Source organism: Streptomyces zaehneri, from assembly GCF_032248645.1.
Classification (GTDB): domain Bacteria; phylum Actinomycetota; class Actinomycetes; order Streptomycetales; family Streptomycetaceae; genus Streptomyces; species Streptomyces coriariae.
This window is the reverse complement of the sequence record NZ_JASTTJ010000018.1, coordinates 44,578-66,580: the sequence shown is the minus strand read 5'-3', so window position 1 is coordinate 66,580 and position 22,003 is coordinate 44,578. Positions and strand designations below refer to the sequence as shown.

The window sequence follows — 22,003 nt, the reverse complement described above, 5'->3', positions numbered from 1 at the left end:
CCGCGCCGGCTCCTCGCCTCAGCCGACGACCGTCCAGGTGTCGCCGCCCGCCAGCAGCGCCCCCAGGTCGCCCTTGCCGTGCTGCTCGATCGCCGTGTCCAGCTGGTCCGCCAGCTGGGTGTCGTAGACCTGCCGTTCGACCGAGCGCAGCACGCCGATCGGCGTGTGGTGCAGGGTGTCCGGGTCGGCGAGGCGGGACAGCGCGAAGGCGGTGGTCGGGGACGCGGCGTGCGCGTCGTGGACCAGGACGTCCGCCTCGTTCCGCGGGGTCACCGTGACGACCCGCAGATCGCCGCTCGCCGGGTCGCGCACGACGCCCCGCGCCCGGTCCGCCCCGAACCGGATCGGCTGTCCGTGCTCGAGCCGGATCACCGCCTCCTCGGCCGACTGCCGGTCCTTCAACGCCTCGAACGCGCCGTCGTTGAAGATGTTGCAGTTCTGGTAGATCTCGACCAGCGCCGTGCCGGGGTGGGCGGCGGCCTGCCGCAGCACCTCCGTCAGATGCTTGCGGTCGGAGTCGATGGTCCGTGCCACGAACGACGCCTCCGCGCCGAGCGCCAGCGACACCGGGTTGAAGGGCGCGTCCAGCGAGCCCATCGGCGTCGACTTGGTGATCTTGCCGATCTCCGAGGTGGGCGAGTACTGGCCCTTGGTGAGCCCGTAGATCCGGTTGTTGAACAGCAGGATCTTCAGGTTCACGTTCCGCCGCAGGGCATGGATCAGATGGTTGCCGCCGATGGACAGCGCGTCGCCGTCGCCCGTGACCACCCATACGCTCAGATCCCGCCGGGAGGCGGCGAGGCCGGTCGCGATGGCCGGCGCCCGACCGTGGATGGAGTGCATGCCGTACGTGTTCATGTAGTACGGGAAGCGCGACGAGCAGCCGATGCCCGACACGAAGACGATGTTCTCCTTGGCCAGCCCCAGCTCCGGCATGAAGCCCTGGACGGCCGCCAGGATCGCGTAGTCACCGCAGCCGGGGCACCAGCGCACTTCCTGATCGGACTTGAAGTCCTTCATGGACTGCCGGGCCACGGCCTTGGGGACGAGCGAGAGCGCCTCGACCGTGCCCGTGCCTTCCGTCGAGGTCTCAGTCATCGATGGCCTCCTTGAGCGTCGCGGCGAGCTGCTCCGCCTTGAACGGCATGCCGTTGACCTGGTTGTACGAACGGGCGTCGACCAGGTACTTCGCCCGTACGAGAGTGGCGAGCTGGCCGAGGTTCATCTCGGGGATGACGACCTTGTCGTAGCGCTCCAACACCGCGCCCAGGTTGCGCGGGAACGGGTTCAGATGCCGCAGATGCGCCTGCGCGACGGCCTCACCCGCGGTGCGCAGCCGCCGGACCGCGGCGGTGATCGGCCCGTAGGTGGACCCCCAGCCCAGCACCAGGGTGCTCGCCTCGTGCGGGTCGTCGACCTCGAGGTCGGGGACGTCGATGCCGTCGATCTTGGCCTGCCGGACGCGGACCATGAACTCGTGGTTGGCCGGGGCGTAGGAGATGTTCCCGGTCCCGTCCTCCTTCTCGATCCCGCCGATGCGGTGCTCGAGCCCCGGCGTGCCCGGGACCGCCCACGGCCGGGCCAGCGTCAGCGGGTCGCGCTTGTACGGCCAGAAGACCTCACTGCCGTCGTCCAGGGTGTGGTTGGGCCCGTGGGCGAACTGCACGGCCAGGTCCGGGAGCTCGTCCAGCTCCGGGATCCGCCAGGGCTCGGAGCCGTTGGCCAGGTAGCCGTCGGACAGGAGCATCACCGGCGTGCGGTACGTGAGCGCGATCCGGGCCGCCTCCAGGGCCGCGTCGAAACAGTCGGCGGGTGTGCGGGGCGCGACGATCGGCACCGGCGCCTCGCCGTTGCGCCCGAACATGGCCTGCAACAGGTCGGCCTGCTCGGTCTTGGTCGGCAGGCCGGTCGACGGCCCGCCCCGCTGGATGTCCACGATCAGCAGCGGCAGCTCCATCGACACCGCGAGCCCGATGGTCTCGCTCTTCAGCGCCACTCCGGGCCCCGAGGTGGTGGTGACGGCGAGGGACCCGCCGAAGGCCGCCCCCAGCGCCGCGCCGATCCCCGCGATCTCGTCCTCGGCCTGGAACGTCCGCACGCCGAAGTTCTTGTGCCTGCTGAGCTCGTGCAGGATGTCGGAGGCCGGCGTGATCGGGTACGACCCCAGGAACAACGGCAGATCGGCCTGCCGGGACGCGCTGATCAGCCCGTACGCCAGAGCGAGATTCCCGGAGATGTTCCGGTAGGTGCCGACGGGGAACGCTTTCGCGGCCGGGGCGACCTCGTAACTGACGGCGAAGTCCTCGGTCGTCTCGCCGAAGTTCCACCCGGCCCGGAAGGCGGTGAGGTTGGCGGCCGCGATGTCGGGCTTCTTCGCGAACTTGGACTTCAGGAACTTCTCGGTGCCCTCGGTGGGCCGGTGGTACATCCATGACAAGAGGCCGAGCGCGAACATGTTCTTGCTGCGCTCGGCCTCTTTACGGGTGAGGTCGAATTCCTTGAGTGCCTCGACGGTCAGGGTGGTCAGCGGGACCGGGTGGAGCTGGTAACCGTCGAGGGATCCATCCTCCAGCGGCGAGGCCGCGTACCCCACCTTCTGCATCGCCCGTTTGGTGAACTCGTCCGTGTTGACGATGATCTCCGCGCCGCGCGGCACATCGCCGATGTTGGCCTTCAGCGCCGCCGGATTCATGGCGACCAGCACATTGGGCGCATCACCCGGCGTGAGGATGTCGTGGTCGGCGAAGTGCAGCTGGAACGAGGAGACGCCGGGGAGGGTGCCGGCGGGCGCGCGGATCTCGGCGGGGAAGTTCGGCAGGGTGGAGAGGTCGTTGCCGAACGACGCGGTCTCCGAGGTGAAGCGGTCGCCGGTGAGCTGCATACCGTCACCCGAGTCGCCCGCGAACCTGATGATCACCCGGTCGAGACGACGGACGTCCTTCGCCCCACCCGGTTTGCGCTGCTCTCCCACGACGGTCCCGTCGGTTCCGTCGGTTCCGTCGTCCTGTTCCGCTGGGCTGCTGACCTGACTGGTCACTGAACTGGACCTCCCTCGAGGTGGCTGTCCCGGACGGCCTTCCCAAAGGCCCTCCACGGATCAACCCTACGTCTGTAAGGGTCGCCTTACCTCGGCCATTCGTATGACGGTCGTTGTCCCGAGACGGCCCGGCACCCCCGCTTTTCATGATTTCCCGCCGCCCGGCGCGAATCCGGTAGACGCTCCGGATCACACCACGGTTCTCCACCAGGTGTTCGCCGCCTCCACCGAGTTCCCCGCTCGACGAAAGGCACAGTGCCACTTCGCTAGGAATTGAGATAGGTGAGGACCGCCAGTACACGACGGTGATCCCCGTCACTCGGCGACAGGCCGAGCTTCAGGAAGATGTTGCTGACGTGCTTCTCCACGGCCCCGTCGCTGACGACCAGCTGCCGGGCGATCGCGGAGTTCGTCCGCCCCTCGGCCATCAGCCCCAGGACCTCCCGCTCCCGCGGGGTGAGCCCGGCCAGCACATCCTGCTTCCTGCTCCGCCCGAGCAACTGCGCGACGACCTCCGGATCGAGGGCGGTACCACCCTGCGCGACCCGCACCACGGCGTCCACGAACTCCCGCACCTCGGCCACGCGATCCTTGAGGAGATACCCGACCCCACGGCTGGAACCGGCCAACAGTTCGGTGGCGTACCTCTCCTCCACGTACTGCGACAACACCAGCACCCCGAGCCCCGGATGCGCCTTGCGCAGCTGTACGGCGGCCCGCACCCCTTCGTCCGTGTGGGTCGGCGGCATCCGCACGTCCGCGACGACGACATCGGGCAACGCGCCCTCGTCGCCGAGTTCCGTAATGGTCTTGACCAGAGCGTCCGCATCCCCGACCCCGGCCACCACGTCATGCCCCCGGTCGGTCAGCAACCGGGTCAGCCCCTCCCTCAACAGCACCGAATCCTCGGCGATGACCACCCGCACCCTGTCCTCCACGATCCTCGGCCCCCCAGCCGTCCACCCCGTTGGCAGCACCAGTCAAGCATTCCAGCAACGAGCCCGTCTGTACCCGCCGAGGAGCCCGACCACGACGAGGACGGCGGGAATCAGGCCTTGACCCACCCGGTTTCGGCCTCGGAAGAGGCCGCCGACGCACACAGCACGACGCCGGCCGGCCCGCCCAGGCGCAACCCCGGCCGGGCCGGCGCGAAAGCGAGGCGGCCCACTGAGGACCGGCATCGGACGCCGGGGAACCTGGGGCCTGCGGGCGCGAGGACCCGGCCGGCGGCTGGGGCCCGGGGTCTGGGGCCCGGGGTCTGGGCCCCGGGGTCTGGGGTCCGGGGTCCGGGGTCCGGGGTCCGGGGTCTGGGAGCGGTAGCCCCCAGGGGTGGGAAGGGCAGGGGTGGGAAGGGCAGGGGCGGAGGGGGCGAAGAACCCGCCTCAGACCCCGTTCCCGCGCCAGGGCAACTCCGCGGTCACCCGGGTGGGTCCGCCCGTCGGCGAATCGACCACCAGAATCCCGTCCACCGCGTCCAGCCGACCCGCGAGCCCGGCCAGCCCCGACCCGCCGCCGGAGGCATCCGCTCCGCCCACCCCGTCGTCCACCACCTGAAGCATCAGCCGGTCCTCCACCCGCCACACGTCGACCGAGGCCGACCGTGCCCCACTGTGCTTGCTGATGTTCTGGAGCAGCTCCGAGACGGTGAAGTACGCGATCCCCTCGATCGCCGGCGCCGGCCGCTCCACCAGATCCACATCCACCCGTACCGGCACCGTGCACCGCGACGCCACAGCCGACAGCGCCGCGTCCAGCCCCCGGTCCGTCAGCACCGCCGGATGGATCCCACGCGCCAGGTCCCGCAGCTCCTGCAACGCCGTCTTCACCTCACCGTGCGCCTCGTCCACCATCCGCGCCGCCTCCCGCGGATCCTCCCGCAGCTTCTCCTTCGCCAGCCCCAGATCCATCGCCAGCGCCACCAGCCGGGCCTGCGCCCCGTCGTGCAGATCGCGCTCGATGCGCCGCAGATCGGCCGACGCCGTGTCCACCACGACCCCCCGGTCGGACTCCAGCTCCACCACCCGCGCCCCCAGCGACGACGGTCCGAGCAGCCCGTGCACCAGCAGCCGGTCCACCGTCGTCAGCGCCCGCACGATCCACGGGGTGGCCAGCGTGATCAACAGCCCCACCAGCGCCGTCACGGTGATCTCGAAGGGGTTGTCGAGGTAGACGCTGTGCTGCTCGTCGCCGTACAGCTGAAGCCCGCCCTGACCGCCGTACATCGGGAAGACCCAGAACCACAGCGGATACGTCAGCATGGTCCAGCCGAACGACCACACGGTCAGCGCGACGCAGAAGGAGAACACCGCCCAGGGGAACTGCACCACCGCGTACAGCGCCTGCCGCCACGACGTTCCGCTCTTGAGGACGGCGGCCATCCAGGCCATCGCGCCCTTGCCGCGAGGCCGCAGCGGCTCGGGATCGGCGACCTCCAGGCCGAGCAGCCCACGTGCCCGGGCCCGTTCCAGCGCTCCGAAGCCCCGGCCCGCCGCCAGTCCCGCCGCGAGCACCGGAATGCCGAGGAACGTCACCAGCAGGCCGGCCCCCAGCGACAGCATCGTGATCGTGAAGGTGAACAGCACGATGCCGATCGGCAGGCCGAGCAGGACATAGACGAGTTCCCGCCAGTGGCGCGCCGTGAGCGGCTCCCGCAGCCCCGTCGGCAACAGGTGACGGCGCCCGCCGTCGCGGTGCCCGTACCCCGGGTCGTACTGGTCATGGCGCCCGTACTGCCCGTACTGGTCAGGCTGCCCGTACTGCCCGTACTGCGTGGCCATCGGCGTCGTCCGTTCTACTCGTCCTGCTCGTCGCGCAGCTGTCGATCCGTACCTCCCACCCTGCTGGGCGGCGAGCGCGTGGACCATGGAGTCCGTCGGCGTCTTGGGAGGGGGGTTTTCCCTACCTCCCACAACCGCCACCTCCCACACCCCGCGAACCGCCCAGCCGGCCATCCGCCCAGCCGGCCATCCGCCCTGCCCGCTGTCCGCTGTCCGCTCTGCCCGCTGTCCGCTGTGCCGGCTTATCCGCCCTGCCCGCTATCGGCTGTGCCGGCTAACCGCTCTGCCCGCGATTCCGCCAGGGCAACTCCGCGGTCACCGTCGTGGGACCACCCACCGGCGACTCCACGACGAACAGCCCGTCGACGGCGTCCAGCCGCTCCGCCAGCCCCCGCATCCCCGACCCGCCGTCGAGCCGCGCCCCGCCCCGGCCGTCGTCCCACACCTGGATGAGCAGCCGGTCGTCGGTCCGCCACACGTCGACCGAGGCCGACCGGGCCGCGCTGTGCTTGCTGACGTTCTGGAGCAGCTCGGAGACGGTGAAGTAAGCGATGCCCTCGATGGCCTGCGCCGGTCGGGACGTCAGGTCGGCGGTCACCTTCACCGGCACCGTGCAACGCGAGGCCACGGAGGACAGCGCCGCGTCCAGCCCCCGGTCGGTCAGGACGGCCGGATGGATCCCGCGTGCCAGGTCCCGCAGCTCCTGGAGCGCGAGCTTCACCTCGCCGTGCGCCTCCTCCACCATCGCCGCCACGACGTCGTCGGCCTGCCCCTCCAGCAGCTTCTCCTTCGCCAGGCCCAGCCCCATCGCCAGGTTGACCAGCCGGGCCTGCGCCCCGTCGTGCAGATCGCGCTCGATGCGCCGCAGATCGGCGGCCGCGGTGTCGACCACGACCCCCCGGTCCGACTCCAGCTCCGCGATCCGCCGCTCCAGCTCGTCGGAGGGGGACAGCAGGGCCCGCACCATGGCCCGGTCCGCGTTGGTCAGCCCGCGCGCCACGAACGGCAGCACCGGCCACAGCACGAACAGCGAGGGAACGACCACGCTGAACGTCAGGACTCCCCAGGGCAGCCGGATGAGGTCGTACAGCACCGTGCGCCAGGCCACCGGGTCCTTCAGCACCAGCCACAACCGCTGGAAGAGCCCACCCGCCCTGCGCAGCGGCAGCGGGCTCGGCTCGTCGATGCGCACCCCGAGCAGCAGACGCGCGCGGCCCCGCTCGAACCGGCCCAGCAGCCGCGCCCCGGCCAGCCCGAGCGCGAGCAGCGGGAACCCGACCACGGTGACCGTCATCGCGGCGCCGGAGACGATCACCGTCATCACATAGGTGAACCCGATCAACGACATCGGCAGGTTCGTCAGAAGGTGCGTGATCTCCTTCCAGGTCTGCGGGTCGTAGGCGAGACGGGCCGGAGGCAGACGCTCGGCGTCCTGCCCGGCCGTGCCCGGCACAGTGGTCGTGAGGGGAGCGGCTCTCGGGTGGGAGCCGCCCTGCGGGAAGCCGTCCGGGCGGGAACCCTCCTCGTCGGAGCTGTTCGGGTCGGAGGCGGATCGGCTGGCGGAAGCGGTCATATGGGCTAGCCTGCCGCGCCGCACGGCGCCACGCCATGAGGTCTGCCGCCTTCCTCGGCCGGGGGAAAACCCCCGCCCGGCAAGACGAGGTGTGACGGGCTGCTTACCGTCCCTTTATCAGGGCCTAGACTCCCGTGCGTACAGATCGTCGAACGGGCCTGTCGTCGAAGAGACTGAGGTCAGGGAGCGAGGGACGGGCGTGCGGGAACGGACCGTCGATGTCGCGGCGGAATTCGCGGCGGACTACTTCCAGTCCTACTCCGTCGTCGGGCTGCTCGCCGTCGTCGGCGTGCTGTTCGTCGCGGTGGCCTTCGGCGCCGGCCGCCTGCTGCGCCCGGTGGTCCCCACCCCGGAGAAGCTCCTGACGTACGAGTGCGGCGTCGACCCCGTGGGCGAGGGCTGGGCCCACACCCAGGTCCGCTACTACGTCTACGCCTTCCTCTACGTGATCTTCGCGGTCGACTCGATCTTCCTCTTCCCCTGGGCGACGGTCTTCGCGGCCCCCGGCTACGGCGCGGCCACGCTCGTGGAGATGTTCATCTTCCTCGGCTTCCTGGCCGTGGGCCTGCTGTACGCCTACAAGAAGGGCGTCCTGACATGGACGTGACGCCGAAAGTGAATGCGCCGGAACACCCGGAGCACCTGGAGCACCCGCACGGGACGGAGCGCCTGGAGCACCCGCAAGGGTCGGAGCGCCTGGAGCACCCGCAAGGGTCGGAGCGCCTGGAGCACCCGCAAGGGTCGGAGCGCCTGGAGCACCCGCAAGGGTCGGAGCGCCTGGAGCACCCGCAAGGGTCGGAACACCCGGAGCACCCGCAAGGGTCGGAACACCCGGAGCACCCGCACGGGACGGAGCGCCCGGCGCAACGGCAGGGGTCGGAGCACCCGGACCAGTCGGAGCAGGTGCTCTCGGAACCCGTACCGCTGCCGGAGCCGAAGCGCCTGGGCACCCTGGCCCGCCTGGCCCCGGAGCCGATGAAGGTGATCCTGAACTGGGGCCGCCGCTACTCGCTCTGGGTCTTCAACTTCGGCCTGGCCTGCTGCGCGATCGAGTTCATCGCCGCGTCGATGGCCCGCCACGACTTCATCCGCCTCGGTGTCATCCCCTTCGCGCCGGGCCCCCGTCAGGCCGACCTGATGGTCGTCTCCGGCACGGTCACGGACAAGATGGCCCCGGCCGTGAAACGTCTCTACGAGCAGATGCCCGAGCCGAAGTACGTCATCTCCTTCGGCGCGTGCAGCAACTGCGGCGGCCCCTACTGGGACTCGTACTCGGTGACCAAGGGCGTCGACCAGATCATCCCGGTGGACGTGTACGTGCCGGGCTGCCCGCCGCGCCCGGAGGCACTTCTCCAGGGCATCCTCAAGCTCCAGGAGAAGATCGCCCGGGAGTCCCTGCACGAGCGCTACGGCCCGACCCCGTCCCGCCCGGCCGTCTCCCGCCCCTCGCCGGCGGCTCTTCAGAGCGGCTTGGTGCGGCCCCCGGCCGCCGAGTCCCCCGCCGCGCCGTCGGAGGAGGGCCGATGACCACGATCGGCTGGCTCCCCGCCCCCGCCGACGAGCTCTTCGGCCCGCAGGCCACGGCCGAGGAGTCGTACGACGTCCTGACGGTCGACGTCCCTCCCTCGTCCTGGACCGACGCCCTGCGCGTGGCCCGCGACCGCCTGACCTGCACCTATTTCGACTGGCTGAGCGCGGTCGACGAACCGGGCACGGGCTTCCGCGTCTCGGCGCACCTGGTGGCCCTCTCCCCGGTGCGCCGCCTGCTGCTGCGTACGACGATCCCGCACGACGCACCGACCCTCGCCTCCGCCGTCGACGTCTACGCCGGCGCGGCCTGGCACGAACGTGAGACGCACGAGATGTTCGGCGTCACCTTCGCGGGCCACCCCGCCCTGAACCACCTCCTCCTCCCGGAGACCTTCGAAGGCCACCCTCTGCGCAAGGACTTCGTCCTCGCCGCCCGTGTCGCCAAGGCCTGGCCCGGTGCGAAGGAGCCCGGAGAGTCCGAGCACGGTGGCCCCAAGCGCCGCCAGATGCTCCCCCCAGGCGTCCCCGACCCCAACGAATGGGGCCCACTGAAGGGCCAACTCCCGCCCGCCCCGGCCCGCCCGGCCCGAGCGGCGGCGGGACGCACGGCGGTGGGACGAGCGACAGGCGACCGCCCGGTCCGCCGCGCCCGCACGGCATCGGACGGCTCTGCAACCCAGCCCACCCCCCCGACCACAGAGACCCCACCAACCTCTCCGACTTCCGCAGCTCCAGTGACTTCGTCAGCTCCGGCGACTTCGTCGGCTCCGGCGGCTCCCTCGGCTTCGGCGACTTCTTCAGGTTCGGCGGCTCCCTCGGCTTCGGCGACTTCTTCAGGTTCGGCGGCTCCCTCGGGTCCGGTGGCGCCGACGACGCCCTCCGGCCCCCGCCGCGCCCGAAGCGCGAGCGCGGGCTCGGCATCACAACGGGCAGGTGCCAAGGAGTCCCCGGGTGCAGGAGGAACCGAGCCCGCCGCGCCGACGGAACCGACGGGCCCCGAGCCGACCCCGCGACCCCCGGCAGGACCGCGCCGCACGCGCAGCGCCTCCCAAGGCTCGGCCTCCCAGCACACCCAGCCCCCGACGACACCCCCGGACACCGCCGCCCGCCCCTCCCCGGCGCCCCGCAGCTCCGACGCCCCGTGGCACCACGCCCGCCCGGCGTTCGACGAGCCACAGCAGACCCCTGAGCCAAGCGAGCAAGAAGAACCGAAGCGGGAGCAGGGCCCCGAACCAGACCGGGCACCGGCACCGAACGGGGAGCCGGAGCCGGAGCCGAAGTCGGGCGGCGAGCCGGAGTCAGGTCGCGAGCCGGAGTCGGGCCAGGAGCCAGCCCGGACGCCGGTCCCTGCGCCTGGCCCGAAGCCGAAGCCGGTCTCGGAGCCGGCTCAGGACCCGGAGTCCGCTCAGGAGCCGGACCTGGACCCGAAGCAGCCTCAGGACCCGGCCCAGAACCCGGACCCGGCCCAGAACCCGGACCCGGACCAGAACCCGGACCAGAACCCGGACCCGGACCAGAGCCCAGACCCGGACCTGGAGCCAGAGCCGAGGTCCGCTGGCCCTGAGCAGGTAGCCCCGGGAACGGCCGCGCCCAAGCAGCCCGACCCCGTCGAGAAGCCCTCGCCCGCCCGCGGCACGCCCGCCCGCGGCACGCCCGCCCGCACCGACGGCACGGAACCCCCCGCCCCCGAGGACCCCACAGGAGGCCCGCAGTGAACGACGCTCTCGACGTCGCCCTGCGACTCCTGGTCGTCTTCGTCGTCTTCCTCACCTTCCCCCTGATCGTCGGTCAGACCGAGCACAAGGTGATGGCCCATATGCAGGGCCGCCTGGGGCCGATGTACGCGGGCGGATTCCACGGCTGGGCCCAGCTCGTCGCGGACGGCGTCAAGTTCGTACAGAAGGAGGACATCGTCCCCGCTGGTGCGGACCGCCGTATCTTCCAGCTCGCGCCGGCCGTAGCCCTCCTCCCGTATCTCCTGGTCCTCCTCGCCATCCCCATCGGCCCGGGCGAAGGAGCCGTCGGTCAGGTCGTGGACGCGGGTATCTTCTTCGTGCTCGCGGTGATGGGCGTCGGCGTCCTCGGCTCCCTCATGGCCGGCTGGGCCAGTGCCAACAAGTTCTCCCTTCTCGGCGGCCTGCGCACCGCCGCCCAGCTCCTCGCCTACGAACTCCCGATGCTGCTCACCGCCGCCTCGGTGGCGATGGCGGCCGGCACGGTCTCCCTGCCCGGCATCGTCGACGCCTTCGAGTGGTGGTGGCTGCCCTGGCAGATCACCGGCGCGATCGTCTTCTTCGTCGCCGGTCTCGCCGAGTTGCAGCGGCCCCCCTTCGACATGCCCGTCGCCGACTCGGAGATCATTTTCGGCGCGTACACCGAGTACACCGGCCTGCGCTTCGCCCTCTTCCTCCTCGCCGAGTACGCCGGAATCGTCGTCCTGTGCGGTCTGACCACCGTCCTCTTCCTGGGCGGCTGGCACGGTCCCTGGGGCGCCGACGGCCTCGGCTGGGTCTGGACCCTTCTCAAGGCTGCTGTCCTCGCCTTCGTCGTGATCTGGCTCCGCGTCACCTACCCCCGCCTGCGCGAGGATCAGCTGCAGAAGCTCTCCTGGACCCTCCTCGTCCCTCTCTCCCTCGCCCAGATCGCCCTCACCGGCGTCGTCAAGGTGGTGATCCGGTAATGGCCCCCATCCCCGGTAGTGGCCTCGCCAAGGGCCTGGCCGTCACCCTCCGCACGATGACGCGGAAGACCGTCACCGCGCAGTACCCGGACGCCCAGCCCGAACTCCCGCCCCGTACTCGTGGCGTCATCGGCCTGTTCGAGGAGAACTGCACGGTCTGCATGCTCTGCGCCCGTGAGTGCCCTGACTGGTGCATCTACATCGACTCCCACAAGGAGACGGTCCCGCCCGCCGCCCCGGGCGGCCGCGAGCGCAGCCGCAACGTCCTCGACCGCTTCGCCATCGACTTCTCCCTGTGCATGTACTGCGGTATCTGCATCGAGGTCTGTCCTTTCGACGCCCTGTTCTGGTCCCCGGAGTTCGAGTACGCCGAGACCGACATCCACGAACTCACCCACGAACGAGACAAGCTCCGCGAGTGGATGTGGACCGTGCCGGCCCCACCCGCCCTCGACCCCGCCGCCGAGGAGCCGAAGGAGCTCGCAGCCGCCCGCAAGGCGGCGGAGAAGCTGGCGGCGGCCCAGGCCGCGTCGAACGCCCCCCAGCCACCCGAGCCGAACGCACCCCAGGGAGGAGAATCGTGACCCTCGCTCAGGCACACCACGGCTTTCTCTCCCCGACCGGAGTCGAGATCGCCTTTCTGCTCGTCGGGCTGGTCACCTTCGGCGCGGCCCTCGTCACGGTGACCACCAAGCAGCTGGTGCACGCCGCCCTGTGGCTCGTGGTCGCCCTCGGCGGCCTCGCCGTCGAGTACCTCCTGCTCACCGCCGAGTTCATCGCCTGGGTGCAGGTCCTCATCTACGTCGGTTCCGTCGTCGTGCTCCTCCTCTTCGGTCTGATGCTCACCAAGGCCCCCATCGGCCACTCCCCGGACGCGGACTCCGGCAACCGCTGGGCCGCTCTCACGGTGGCCGTCGCCGCGGCCGCCGCGCTCGTCTGGGTGGTCGTCGACGCCTTCCGCGCCACCTGGATCGATCTGGACGGTCCGGCCGCCGGCTCCACCGAGGTCACCGGCGCGAGCCTGTTCCAGAACTGGGTCCTGCCCTTCGAGGCACTCTCCGTCCTTCTCCTCGCGGCACTGGTCGGCGCGATCGTCCTGTCCCGCAGGGCGAAGGCGGAGTCGAGCTCTCCCCCTGTGAACTCCCGGGCCATCACCAAGAGTTCCCGACCCGTCACAGAGAGTTCTCTTTCTGTTCCGGACGCCCGGGGAAACCCGGCCGAGCAGGAAGGCACCCGCTGATGCACCTCGCCTATCCCGCCGTCCTGTCCGCCCTTCTCTTCTGCACCGGCCTGTACGGCGTTCTCGCCCGCCGCAACGCGATCCTCGTCCTGATGTCCGTCGAGCTGATGCTCAACGCCGTCAACCTCAACCTGGTCGCCTTCGACGTCTGGCTCAGCAGGACCGCCGAGGAGACCCTGCACTCCGGTCAGGCCCTGACCCTGTTCACCATCGCCATCGCCGCCGCCGAGATCGGCATCGGCCTGGCGATCGTCCTCGCCGTCCACCGCAACCGAGGCACCGCGGACATCGACCGTCTCCGGGACACCGCCGAAGGCCACGAGAGCCCCGCGACCGACGGCCCCGACAGCGACACCCCCGCGACCGGAACGGCCGCCGAGAAGGCTGAGGCCACCGCGTGACCACGACCACCCTCGCCGTCCTCGTCCCCCTTCTCCCGTTCCTGGGCGCGGCCGCCGGACTGCTCCTGGGCCGCACCGCTCCCGGCTTCGTGCGCCCGCTCGCCGTCCTGCCGACCCTCGCCGCACTCGTACTGGCCGCGATCGTCGCCGTACGTCAGGGCGGAGACGCCTCCGTCACCGCGGCGACCGAACTGACCCCCACCGGCTCGATCCCGATCGAACTGGCGCTGTACATCGACGGCTTCGCCGCCCTCGTCGCCGTCGTGGTCGGCCTCGTCGCCACCTGCGTGCAGATCTACTCGACCGGCTACCTGCGCGAGGACCCGCGCTACCCCTCGTACGCCGCGCTCGTCTCCCTCTTCACCTCCGCGATGTTCCTGGTCGTCTACTCCGGCGACCTGATCGTGCTGCTGGTCGGCTGGGAAGTCATGGGCATCTGCTCCTACTTCCTGGTCGGCCACTACTGGGAGACCCCGGAAGCCCGCGCCGCCTCCATCAAGGCCTTCCTCGTCACCAAACTCGGCGACGTCCCCTTCCTCATCGGCCTGTTCGCACTCGCCACCGACGCCGGGTCCTTCCGGATCACGAAGGTCCTCGCCACCGTCGCCCACGGCGGACTCGACCACCCGACGCTCGTCGCCCTGCTGCTCCTCGCCGGCGTGGCCGGCAAGTCCGCGCAGTTCCCCCTGCACACCTGGCTCCCGGACGCGATGGCGGGCCCCACCCCCGTCTCCGCGCTGATCCACGCCGCGACGATGGTCGCCGCCGGCGTCTACTTCATCGCCCGTCTCCTCCCGGTCTTCGAGGCGTCCTCGGCCGCGATGGTGACCCTCGCCGTGATGGCCGCCATCACCATGGTCGGCTCGGGCCTGGCCGCCCTCGCCCAGGACGACATCAAGCGCGTCCTCGCCTATTCGACGATCGGCCAGCTCGGCTACATGACGGGCGCCCTCGCCGTCGGCGACCGCGGTGCCGCCGTCTTCCACCTCCTCTCGCACGGCGCGTTCAAGGCGCTGCTCTTCCTCGCGGCCGGCGTGATCATCCACGCGGCCGGCACCAACTCGCTGGCCGCCATGTCCCGCATGAGCCACCTGCGCGACCGCGTCCCCGACGCCTACTGGACGATGACCGTGGCGCTTCTCGCGCTCGCCGCGATCCCGCCGTTCAGCGGCTTCTTCTCCAAGGAGTCGGTGCTCGGCGCCGCCGAGCACATCACCGCGGGCCACACCGAGCACGCGCCCGGCGCGGCGGGCTGGACCGTCCTCGTCGCCGGCCTGCTCACCGCCCTCCTCACGGCGGCCTACGCGACCCGCCTGTGGCTGCTGACCTTCCACGGCCGGGGCACGGAGGCCCCCGACCACGGCCGCCAGCCACTGACCATGACCGTGGTGCTGTGGGTCCTGGCCGTCCCGTCCCTGGCCCTCGGCGGGCTCGCCTACCGCACCCTCCCCGACTGGTTCGACGGCAACGACCTCGCCCCGACCCTGACCACGTCCGTCCTGGGCACGGGAGTGGCCCTGGCCGGCGGACTCGTCATGTACGCCGCCTGGCGCCATCTCGCCGGGCTCGCCGCCCGCGTCCCCCTGGGCGCGGTCGCCGCCCACCCCGAAGGCGACGCGGGACTCGTCGAGGCCGAGGCGATCGCGACGCACGTGCCGGCCTACGGAGACGTGGCCTCCGCCCCCGACCCGGCGGACCCCGGACGGCTCCTGCTCGGCCCGCTGCACCGCCACGCGGCCGTCGGCTTCCACCTCGACGCCGTGTACCGGACGCTGTTCGTCCGCCCGGTCCAGGCCGGAGCGAGTCTCGTCCGGTTCCTCGACCGCGAGGTCGTCGACACCTACGTACGCGGCGCGGGCACCCTGCCCCGCTGGCTGGGGGCCGCCGTACGGCGTGCCCAGACCGGCAACGTCCAGACCTATGTGAGCGCCCTGCTCGCCGGCACCGTCGTCCTGGCGGTCGCCGCCCTTCTCGTCGCTTCGGGAGCGTGAGCGGGCGTGATCGATATCAACGAGTCCGTGATGCAGTTCCTTCTGGCATTCATCGTGGTCGGCCCGCTCCTCGGCGCCGCCGCCGCTCTTCTGCCGGCTCCGCCGGGGCTGAAGGGGAAGTCACCGGAGCAGGCCGTGCTGCGCCACGGCATGACCGTGACCGGCGCGATCCTCATCGCCGCGATCGTCCTCGCGCTCGGCTTCGACCACGACCATCCGTCGAAGATGCAGGCCACGACGGACATCAGCTGGATCCCCGCACTCGACGTGCGCATCCACCTCGGCATCGACGGCATCTCCCTCCCCCTGCTGGTCCTGACCGCGCTGCTGACCTTCCTGTGCGCGGTGTACTCCTACTTCAGGCGGCAACGACAGTCGCCGACGCGGCAGACCGCGGACCCGTCCCCGAAAGCCTTCGTCGCACTCGTGCTCGTCCTGGAGTCCGGCACCCTCGCGGCCTTCGCCGTCCTCGACCTGCTGCTGTTCTTCCTCGCCTTCGAGATGGTCCTCGTCCCGATGTACTTCCTCATCGCCCGCTGGGGCGGCGCGGGCCGGACCCAGGCCGCCTGGAAGTTCATCCTGTTCACGCTGCTCGGATCCGTGGTCATGCTGCTCGGCCTGCTCCTGATCGGAATCAACGCGGGCACCTTCGACATGGTGGCACTCGCCACTGACAACGGCCGGTCGCTCACCACATCGGTGCAGGTCATCGCCGTTCTCGCAATCGGGATCGGGCTCGCCGTCAAGACCCCGATGTGGCCGCTGCACAGCTGGCTGCCCGACGCCCACACCGCCGCCCCGACCGTCGGCTCGGTCCTGCTGGCGGGAGTGCTGCTGAAAATGGGCACGTACGGGTTCGTCCGGATCCTGCTGCCCGTCGCGCCGGACGGTTTCCGTACCTTCGCGCCCTACCTCGCGGCCTTCGCCGTCGTCGGGATCATCTACGGATCGCTGGCCTGCCTGGCACTCGCCAAGCGGGGCGCGAAGGGCGACCTCAAACGCCTCATCGCCTACTCCTCCGTCGGTCACATGGGTTTCGTCTTGCTCGGCATCGCGACCATGACCCCGACCGGCGTGAACGGCGCCCTGTTCGCCAACATCGCCCACGGCCTCATCACCGGCCTCCTCTTCTTCCTGGTCGGAGCGCTGAAGGACCGCACCGGCACCACCGATCTGGACACCCTCGCCGAGCAGACCGGAGCCGCGCTGTACGGCAGGACGCCCCGCCTCGGCGGCCTCCTCGCCTTCGCCGCCGTCGCCTCCCTCGGCCTGCCGGGCCTCGCCGGCTTCTGGGGCGAGATGCTGGCCCTGTTCGGCGCCTTCAACCCCGCCGCCGACCTCAGCCGGCCCGCGTTCCTCACCTTCACGGCGATCGCCGCGTTCGGCACCCTGCTGACGGCCGCGTACCTGCTCGTCGTGGTCCGCCGCGTCTGCATGGGCGTCGTCCCGCAGGACGCTCCGCGCCTCGCCGACGTGCAGACCTACGAGTTCGCGGCCTGGGCCCCGCTCGTCGCCCTCACCGTCGTCGCCGGCCTGTGGCCGAAGGCCCTCCTCGGGCTGACCGACCCGGCCGTGCAACAGCTCCTCGCAGGAGGCACCCGATGAGCGCCCTGGCCCAGCCCCTGTTCCAGCCCCTGGCCGAGTCGGTGGTCCAGTCCGTCGACTGGCCGGCCATCGCGCCGCCCACCCTCGCGGCGGTCGTCGCCCTGGTCGTCCTCGTCGCCGACCTCTTCGTCGGCGACGCCCGCAAGCCGCTCCTCGGCTGGCTGTCGGTCGCGGGACTCGCCGCCGCCACGGCCCTCCTCCTGCCCCTCCTGGACGGCGACCGCTCCACCTTCTGTCTGACCGGCGACACGCACGTGTGCAGCTACACGGCAGACCGCTTCACCCTCGTCATCCAGTTCCTGGTGCTCGGGGGAGCGCTGCTGGCGGCCCTGCTGTCGGTCACCGCCCTGAAGGACGCGCGCGGGCGACTTCCCGAAGGCGAGTTCTGGTTCCTGCTGCTGTCCTCCGCCGCCGGAGCCGCCCTGCTGCCCGCCTCCCGCGACCTGGCCACCCTCGTCGTCGCCCTGGAGGTCGCCTCCCTGCCCGCCTTCGCCCTGGTCGGCATCCGGCACGGCGACCGCAGGTCCTCCGAGGCGGCCCTGAAGTTCTTCCTGTCGTCCGTCACCGCGACCACCGTCAGCCTCCTGGGCATCAGCTTCGTGTACGCGACGACCGGAACCCTCTACCTCACCCAGGTCGCCGACCGCATCCAGCACGTCGACGGCCGACTGGACACCCTGGCCCAGACCGGCGTGGTCCTCACCCTGATCGGCTTCGCCTTCAAGACGGCCGCCGTCCCCTTCCACTTCTGGGTCCCCGACACCTACGTCGGCGCCCCCCTGCCCATCGCCGCCTACCTGTCGGTGGTCGGCAAGGCGGTCGGCTTCTCCGGCCTCATCCTCGTCACGGTCATCGGCTTCCCCTCGTACGCCGACGTCTGGGGCCCCGCCCTGGCCGTGCTGGCCGCCCTCACCATGACCGTCGGCAACGTCGGCGCCCTGCGCCAGCAAGCCACGCGCGCGTACAGCGCCGTACGCCTGCTCGCGTGGTCCTCCGTGGGCCAGGCCGGCTACCTCCTCGTACCGATCGCCGCCGCCGCGTACTCCGACGACGCCGAGCACGCCATCGGCTCCACCGTCGCCTACGCCCTCATGTACGCCGCCGTGAACCTGGGCGCCTTCGCGGTGGCCGCCCTGGTGGGACGTACCAGCGCGACGAACCGGATCACGGACTACCGGGGCCTCTACGCGAAGCACCCGGCGGCAGCCCTCCTCCTGGCCTTCTTCCTGCTCTGCCTCGCCGGACTGCCGCCGGGCATCATCGGTCTCTTCGCCAAGGTCACCGTCTTCTCGGCAGCCGTCGACGCCGGCCTCGGCTGGCTCGCGGTCGTCATGGCCGTCAACGTGGTGATCGCCCTGTACTACTACCTCCAGTGGACGGCGCTGCTCTTCCGCGCCCCCGAAGGCGAACCCGAGAAGCACCGCGTCCCCGCCCCGCTCACCGCCGCGATCACTCTCACCGCGGCCCTCGGCATCGCCCTCTCCGGAGCACCACAGCTGGTCCTGCGCTTCACCGACACCGGCCTCTTCTGAGCCCGCACGCGCGCGCATGCCCCCGTCCTCACCCGGACGGCCCACACCCATGCCCACAGGCACAAGGGAACTAGTGCCTCCCGCCTGGCGTTGACCAGTACGGGAAGGTGCACTGGATGTGACACCACGGCACAGCGCCACCTGACAAGAGCAAGATTCGCAAGCAAAGGGTTCCCCTGCTGCACGACTTGGAGGGCGTACCGTGCACCGCCGGCACAACGGGCTCAGGACCGCAGTACTCCTCGGGGGACTGTCCGCATTCATCATCGTCATCGGCAGCTTCTTCGGCCGCATGGGGCTGGTCATCGCGGTCCTGGTCGCGTTCGGCACCAACGCGTACGCGTACTGGAACAGCGACAAACTGGCGCTACGCGCGATGCGTGCCCGCCCGGTGAGCGAGTTCGAGGCTCCCGCGCTGTACCGAATGGTTCGCGAGCTCTCCACCCAGGCCCGTCAGCCCATGCCCCGCCTGTACATCTCCCCGACCGAGGCACCCAACGCCTTCGCCACCGGCCGCAACCCGCGCAACGCCGCCGTGTGCTGCACGGACGGCATCCTGCGCCTCCTCGACGAACGCGAACTGCGCGGCGTCATCGGCCACGAGCTCAGCCACGTCTACAACCGGGACATCCTCATCTCCTCGGTCGCCGGAGCGCTCGCCTCCGTGATCGTGTTCCTGGTCAACTTCGCCTGGCTGATCCCGATCGGCCGCTCGGACGACGACGACGGTCCCGGCATCCTCGGCATGCTCCTGATCATGATTCTCGGCCCGCTCGCCGCCGGCGTCATCCAACTCGCCATCAGCCGCTCCCGTGAGTACGAGGCGGACGCCTCGGGCGCGCAGCTCACCGGCGACCCGCTGGCCCTCGCGAGCGCGCTGCGCAAACTGGAGACGGGCACCAAGCAGCTTCCACTGCCCCCGGAGCCCCGCATCGAGACCGCGAGCCACATGATGATCGCGAATCCCTTCCGCCCGGGCCAGGGACTCTCCAAGATGTTCTCGACGCACCCGCCGATGGCGGACCGTATCGCCCGGCTCGAGAAAATGGCAGGTCGCCACCAGTGAAGACCATCCTGAACGTCATCTGGCTGATCCTGAGCGGATTCTGGCTGTTCCTCGCCTACCTGGCCGCGGGAGCGCTGCTCTGCCTCACGATCATCGGCATTCCCTTCGGCATCGCCGCATTCAGAATCGGCGTCTACGCCCTCTGGCCCTTCGGCTACACGACGATCGAGCGCCGTGACGCGGGCGCGCCCTCCTGCGTCGGCAACGTGCTCTGGCTGGTCCTCGCCGGTTGGTGGCTGGCAATCGGGCACATCGTCACCGGCCTTCTCCTCTGCCTGACCATCATCGGCATCCCGTTCGGCATCGCGAACTTCAAACTGATTCCGGTCTCACTGTTCCCGCTGGGCCGCGAAATCGTGCCCTCCGACCAGCCGTTCGCCTCGCGCTGACGGGCCGAGTCCCGATCCGTTTCTTGTCCACAGTCCGTCAGTGGCCGGCCGGCTGCTTGACGACGGCGCGCCGCTCGCCGGTTGTCCACAGGCGGTGAGTTGTCCACAGGCCGGCTCGGTTGTCAGTGGCGGCCTGCATCATGAACGCATGACCGAGAACGAGCAGTTGTGGGCAAGGGTGGCGGCCAAGGCGGCCACCACCCGCCCCTGGGGTTGGCCTTCGCTCCCCGCCCCCGTGGACGCGGCCACCGTGGCCCGCGCCGAGGCCGCACTCGGCTTCCGCCTGCCGCCGCTGCTCGCCGACCTCTACCTGCGTATAGGGGACGGCGGATTCGGCCCGGAGTACGGCCTGCTGCCCCTGCTCGACAGCTCTCCGGCCGGTGAACCCGCCGCCGTCGCCCAGTACCTCGCCAACCGCGCAAGCGGTCGCGAGGACCCCGACTGGCCCTGGCCCGAGGGCGTCCTGCCGATATCCCACTGGGGCTGCGCGATGTACGCGTGCGTGGACTGCCACACCCCGCAGGGGACGGTTCTGCTCTTCGAACCGAACCCCGGCGACCCCGACCACGCCTGGTTCGTCGACGCCCCCAGCCTCACGGCCTGGCTGCACGCCTGGCTCGACGGCACGGGCTGGTACGACACCCTGAACGACGACCTGGAACCGACCCCCTGGACCGAGTTCCGCATACGCACGGCGGCGACCGGGGCGACGACACCGTAGCGGCCTGCTGCCGCAGCCCGCTGCCGCGCACCCGTTGCCCAGGCACCCGTCCGCAGTCCGCTGTCCGTCGATCGCCGTCGTCCGTCGCCCGCCGCCGGCCGTTGTCGCTGTCGTACGGCTACCGCGCGCCCGCCCAGCGCCGCCGTACCCCGTAAGCCAGCACGCCCACCGCCATCACCCCCGCTCCCACGACCACCGAGCTCCTCGGCAGCGCGAACGCGAGCACCACACAGCCCAGGAGCCCCACCGCGGGCAGCATCCGCTTCGCCGGGGCCGGATCGAGCGTCCAGGCCGACGCGTTGGCCACCGCGTAGTACGTCAGCACACCGAAGGAGGAGAACCCGATCGCGCCCCGGACATCCACCGTGGCGGCCAGGACCGTGACCACCGCGCCCACGGTGAGCTCGGCCCGGTGCGGTACCTGGAAGCGCGGGTGGACGGCGGCCAGGGCGGCGGGCAGATACCGGTCTCGGGCCATGGCCAGCGTCGTGCGCGAGACGCCCAGGATGAGGGCGAGGAGCGAGCCCAGCGCCGCCACCGCTGCCCCGATCCGTACCACCGGCGCCAGGCCGGGCACCCCCGCAGCCCGCACCGCGTCGGCCAACGGCGCCCCCGCCCGTCCGAGATCGCCCGGTCCCAGCACGGACAGGACAGCGACCGTCACGCACGCGTACACGACCAGAGCGATCCCCAGGGCCAGGGGGATCGCGCGGGGGATGGTGCGTGCCGGATCACGCACCTCCTCGCCCAGGGTCGCGATGCGGGCGTACCCGGCGAAGGCGAAGAACAGCAGGCCGGCGGCGGTCAGCACCCCGCCGACACCCCCGGAGACGCCGACGTCCAGCCGCCCGTCGCCGGACGCGCCGGACCCCAGGCACACGACCACCACGGAAGCGAGGACCGCCAGGACCACCGCCACGATCGCCCGCGTCAGCCAGGCCGACTTCTGGACGCCGCCGTAGTTCACCGCGGTCAGCGCCACCACGGCCGCGACCGCCACCGCGTGCGCCTGCGCCGGCCAGAGGTACGCACCGACCGTCAGGGCCATCGCCGCACAGGAGGCCGTCTTCCCGACCACGAACGACCAGCCCGCCAGATATCCCCAGAACGCGCCGAGCCGCTCGCGCCCGTACACGTACGTGCCGCCCGAGGCCGGATACAGGGCGGCGAGTCGCGCCGACGACATGGCGTTGCAGTAGGCGACCAGCGCGGCGAGCGCGAGTCCGAGCAGCAGCCCGGAGCCCGCGGCCTGCGCGGCGGGAGCGAGCGCCGCGAAGACGCCGGCACCGATCATCGAGCCGAGCCCGATGACCACGGCGTCGCCGAGGCCGAGCGTCCGCCGCAGTTCGGCGCGCGATCCGGACTGTGTCATGGGCCGCACCCTACTGACCGACGGAACCACCGTGGGCCGTGCAGACGTCGTCCTCATCGACACGACATGAACTCGCGTGCGACGCAGGA

At 71.0% G+C, this 22,003-nt stretch carries 19 protein-coding genes; 13 read left to right on the top strand and 6 right to left on the bottom strand.

The window, feature by feature from the left end; genetic code table 11:
* Window positions 1-18: 18 nt before the first annotated feature.
* From QQM72_RS26810 to QQM72_RS26790, 5 genes are all read right to left on the bottom strand, one after another.
* A complete protein-coding gene (locus QQM72_RS26810; protein ID WP_314223407.1) occupies window positions 19-1,098 on the bottom strand; it encodes a 2-oxoacid:ferredoxin oxidoreductase subunit beta in 1,080 nt (359 codons plus the stop codon).
* Window positions 1,091-3,037: a 2-oxoacid:acceptor oxidoreductase subunit alpha gene (locus QQM72_RS26805; RefSeq protein WP_314223406.1), complete on the bottom strand. Its 1,947-nt coding sequence runs from the start codon at window positions 3,035-3,037 to the stop codon at window positions 1,091-1,093. Before QQM72_RS26805 ends, QQM72_RS26810 begins: the two co-directional genes overlap by 8 nt.
* Before the next feature lie 266 nt (window positions 3,038-3,303).
* The gene (locus QQM72_RS26800) at window positions 3,304-3,963 is read right to left on the bottom strand and encodes a response regulator transcription factor (protein ID WP_314223508.1); all 660 of its coding nucleotides are present in this window, start codon (window positions 3,961-3,963) and stop codon (window positions 3,304-3,306) included.
* Window positions 3,964-4,419: 456 nt separating this feature from the next.
* Window positions 4,420-5,814 carry a sensor histidine kinase gene (locus QQM72_RS26795; RefSeq protein ID WP_314223405.1) on the bottom strand — a complete coding sequence of 465 codons (1,395 nt, stop codon included), beginning with the start codon at window positions 5,812-5,814 and terminating at the stop codon, window positions 4,420-4,422.
* Between the two features lie 274 nt (window positions 5,815-6,088).
* Complete coding sequence (locus QQM72_RS26790; RefSeq protein WP_314223404.1) at window positions 6,089-7,387, bottom strand: sensor histidine kinase; 1,299 nt, start codon at window positions 7,385-7,387, stop codon at window positions 6,089-6,091.
* Between the two features lie 199 nt (window positions 7,388-7,586).
* Here QQM72_RS26790 and QQM72_RS26785 point away from each other — a divergent pair, with 199 nt between their 5' ends.
* From QQM72_RS26785 to QQM72_RS26725, 13 genes are all read left to right on the top strand, one after another.
* Window positions 7,587-7,994 (top strand): NADH-quinone oxidoreductase subunit A, encoded by a 408-nt coding sequence (locus tag QQM72_RS26785; RefSeq protein ID WP_020130187.1) that lies wholly within the window; start codon window positions 7,587-7,589, stop codon window positions 7,992-7,994.
* Window positions 7,995-8,290: 296 nt separating this feature from the next.
* A complete protein-coding gene (locus tag QQM72_RS26780; protein ID WP_314223507.1) occupies window positions 8,291-8,914 on the top strand; it encodes an NADH-quinone oxidoreductase subunit B in 624 nt (207 codons plus the stop codon).
* Window positions 8,911-10,632, top strand: a complete 1,722-nt coding sequence (locus QQM72_RS26775) for an NADH-quinone oxidoreductase subunit C (protein ID WP_314223403.1) — start codon at window positions 8,911-8,913, stop codon at window positions 10,630-10,632. Before QQM72_RS26780 ends, QQM72_RS26775 begins: the two co-directional genes overlap by 4 nt.
* Window positions 10,629-11,597: a complex I subunit 1/NuoH family protein gene (locus QQM72_RS26770; protein ID WP_314223402.1), complete on the top strand. Its 969-nt coding sequence runs from the start codon at window positions 10,629-10,631 to the stop codon at window positions 11,595-11,597. The genes QQM72_RS26775 and QQM72_RS26770 overlap by 4 nt, the downstream gene beginning before the upstream one ends.
* Window positions 11,597-12,181, top strand: a complete 585-nt coding sequence (locus QQM72_RS26765; RefSeq protein WP_314223401.1) for a NuoI/complex I 23 kDa subunit family protein — start codon at window positions 11,597-11,599, stop codon at window positions 12,179-12,181. The genes QQM72_RS26770 and QQM72_RS26765 overlap by 1 nt, the downstream gene beginning before the upstream one ends.
* Window positions 12,178-12,837 carry an NADH-quinone oxidoreductase subunit J family protein gene (locus QQM72_RS26760; RefSeq protein ID WP_314223400.1) on the top strand — a complete coding sequence of 220 codons (660 nt, stop codon included), beginning with the start codon at window positions 12,178-12,180 and terminating at the stop codon, window positions 12,835-12,837. The genes QQM72_RS26765 and QQM72_RS26760 overlap by 4 nt, the downstream gene beginning before the upstream one ends.
* Entirely contained in the window at window positions 12,837-13,238 is a 402-nt protein-coding gene (gene nuoK / locus QQM72_RS26755) for an NADH-quinone oxidoreductase subunit NuoK (protein WP_267018895.1), read from the top strand. The genes QQM72_RS26760 and nuoK overlap by 1 nt, the downstream gene beginning before the upstream one ends.
* Window positions 13,235-15,229, top strand: coding sequence for an NADH-quinone oxidoreductase subunit 5 family protein (locus tag QQM72_RS26750; protein ID WP_314223399.1), 1,995 nt, complete (start codon window positions 13,235-13,237; stop codon window positions 15,227-15,229). Before nuoK ends, QQM72_RS26750 begins: the two co-directional genes overlap by 4 nt.
* 6 nt (window positions 15,230-15,235) lie before the next feature.
* Complete coding sequence (locus QQM72_RS26745) at window positions 15,236-16,834, top strand: complex I subunit 4 family protein (protein ID WP_314223398.1); 1,599 nt, start codon at window positions 15,236-15,238, stop codon at window positions 16,832-16,834.
* Complete coding sequence (locus QQM72_RS26740; RefSeq protein WP_314223396.1) at window positions 16,831-18,366, top strand: NADH-quinone oxidoreductase subunit N; 1,536 nt, start codon at window positions 16,831-16,833, stop codon at window positions 18,364-18,366. The genes QQM72_RS26745 and QQM72_RS26740 overlap by 4 nt, the downstream gene beginning before the upstream one ends.
* Before the next feature lie 202 nt (window positions 18,367-18,568).
* Window positions 18,569-19,432 (top strand): zinc metalloprotease HtpX, encoded by an 864-nt coding sequence (gene htpX, locus QQM72_RS26735; RefSeq protein WP_314223395.1) that lies wholly within the window; start codon window positions 18,569-18,571, stop codon window positions 19,430-19,432.
* Complete coding sequence (locus tag QQM72_RS26730; protein ID WP_314223393.1) at window positions 19,429-19,821, top strand: YccF domain-containing protein; 393 nt, start codon at window positions 19,429-19,431, stop codon at window positions 19,819-19,821. The genes htpX and QQM72_RS26730 overlap by 4 nt, the downstream gene beginning before the upstream one ends.
* Window positions 19,822-19,969: 148 nt before the next feature.
* On the top strand, window positions 19,970-20,542 hold the full coding sequence (locus QQM72_RS26725) for an SMI1/KNR4 family protein (protein WP_314223392.1): 573 nt from the start codon (window positions 19,970-19,972) through the stop codon (window positions 20,540-20,542).
* A 118-nt stretch (window positions 20,543-20,660) separates the two neighbouring features.
* On the opposite strand, the gene QQM72_RS26720 is transcribed toward QQM72_RS26725, so the two are convergent.
* Window positions 20,661-21,914 carry an APC family permease gene (locus tag QQM72_RS26720; protein ID WP_314223391.1) on the bottom strand — a complete coding sequence of 418 codons (1,254 nt, stop codon included), beginning with the start codon at window positions 21,912-21,914 and terminating at the stop codon, window positions 20,661-20,663.
* Window positions 21,915-22,003 lie beyond the last annotated feature (89 nt).

Bases quoted from the DNA above. Each gene is read 5' to 3' on its own strand.
- QQM72_RS26810 (WP_314223407.1), bottom strand. From the start codon at position 1,098: ATGACTGAGACCTCGACGGAAGGCACGGGCACGGTCGAGGCGCTCTCG.
- QQM72_RS26795 (WP_314223405.1), bottom strand. From the start codon at position 5,814: ATGGCCACGCAGTACGGGCAGTACGGGCAGCCTGACCAGTACGGGCAG.
- QQM72_RS26790 (WP_314223404.1), bottom strand. From the start codon at position 7,387: ATGACCGCTTCCGCCAGCCGATCCGCCTCCGACCCGAACAGCTCCGAC.
- QQM72_RS26775 (WP_314223403.1), top strand. From the start codon at position 8,911: ATGACCACGATCGGCTGGCTCCCCGCCCCCGCCGACGAGCTCTTCGGC.
- QQM72_RS26765 (WP_314223401.1), top strand. From the start codon at position 11,597: ATGGCCCCCATCCCCGGTAGTGGCCTCGCCAAGGGCCTGGCCGTCACC.
- nuoK (WP_267018895.1), top strand. From the start codon at position 12,837: ATGCACCTCGCCTATCCCGCCGTCCTGTCCGCCCTTCTCTTCTGCACC.
- QQM72_RS26740 (WP_314223396.1), top strand. From the start codon at position 16,831: ATGAGCGCCCTGGCCCAGCCCCTGTTCCAGCCCCTGGCCGAGTCGGTG.
- QQM72_RS26725 (WP_314223392.1), top strand. From the start codon at position 19,970: ATGACCGAGAACGAGCAGTTGTGGGCAAGGGTGGCGGCCAAGGCGGCC.
- QQM72_RS26720 (WP_314223391.1), bottom strand. From the start codon at position 21,914: ATGACACAGTCCGGATCGCGCGCCGAACTGCGGCGGACGCTCGGCCTC.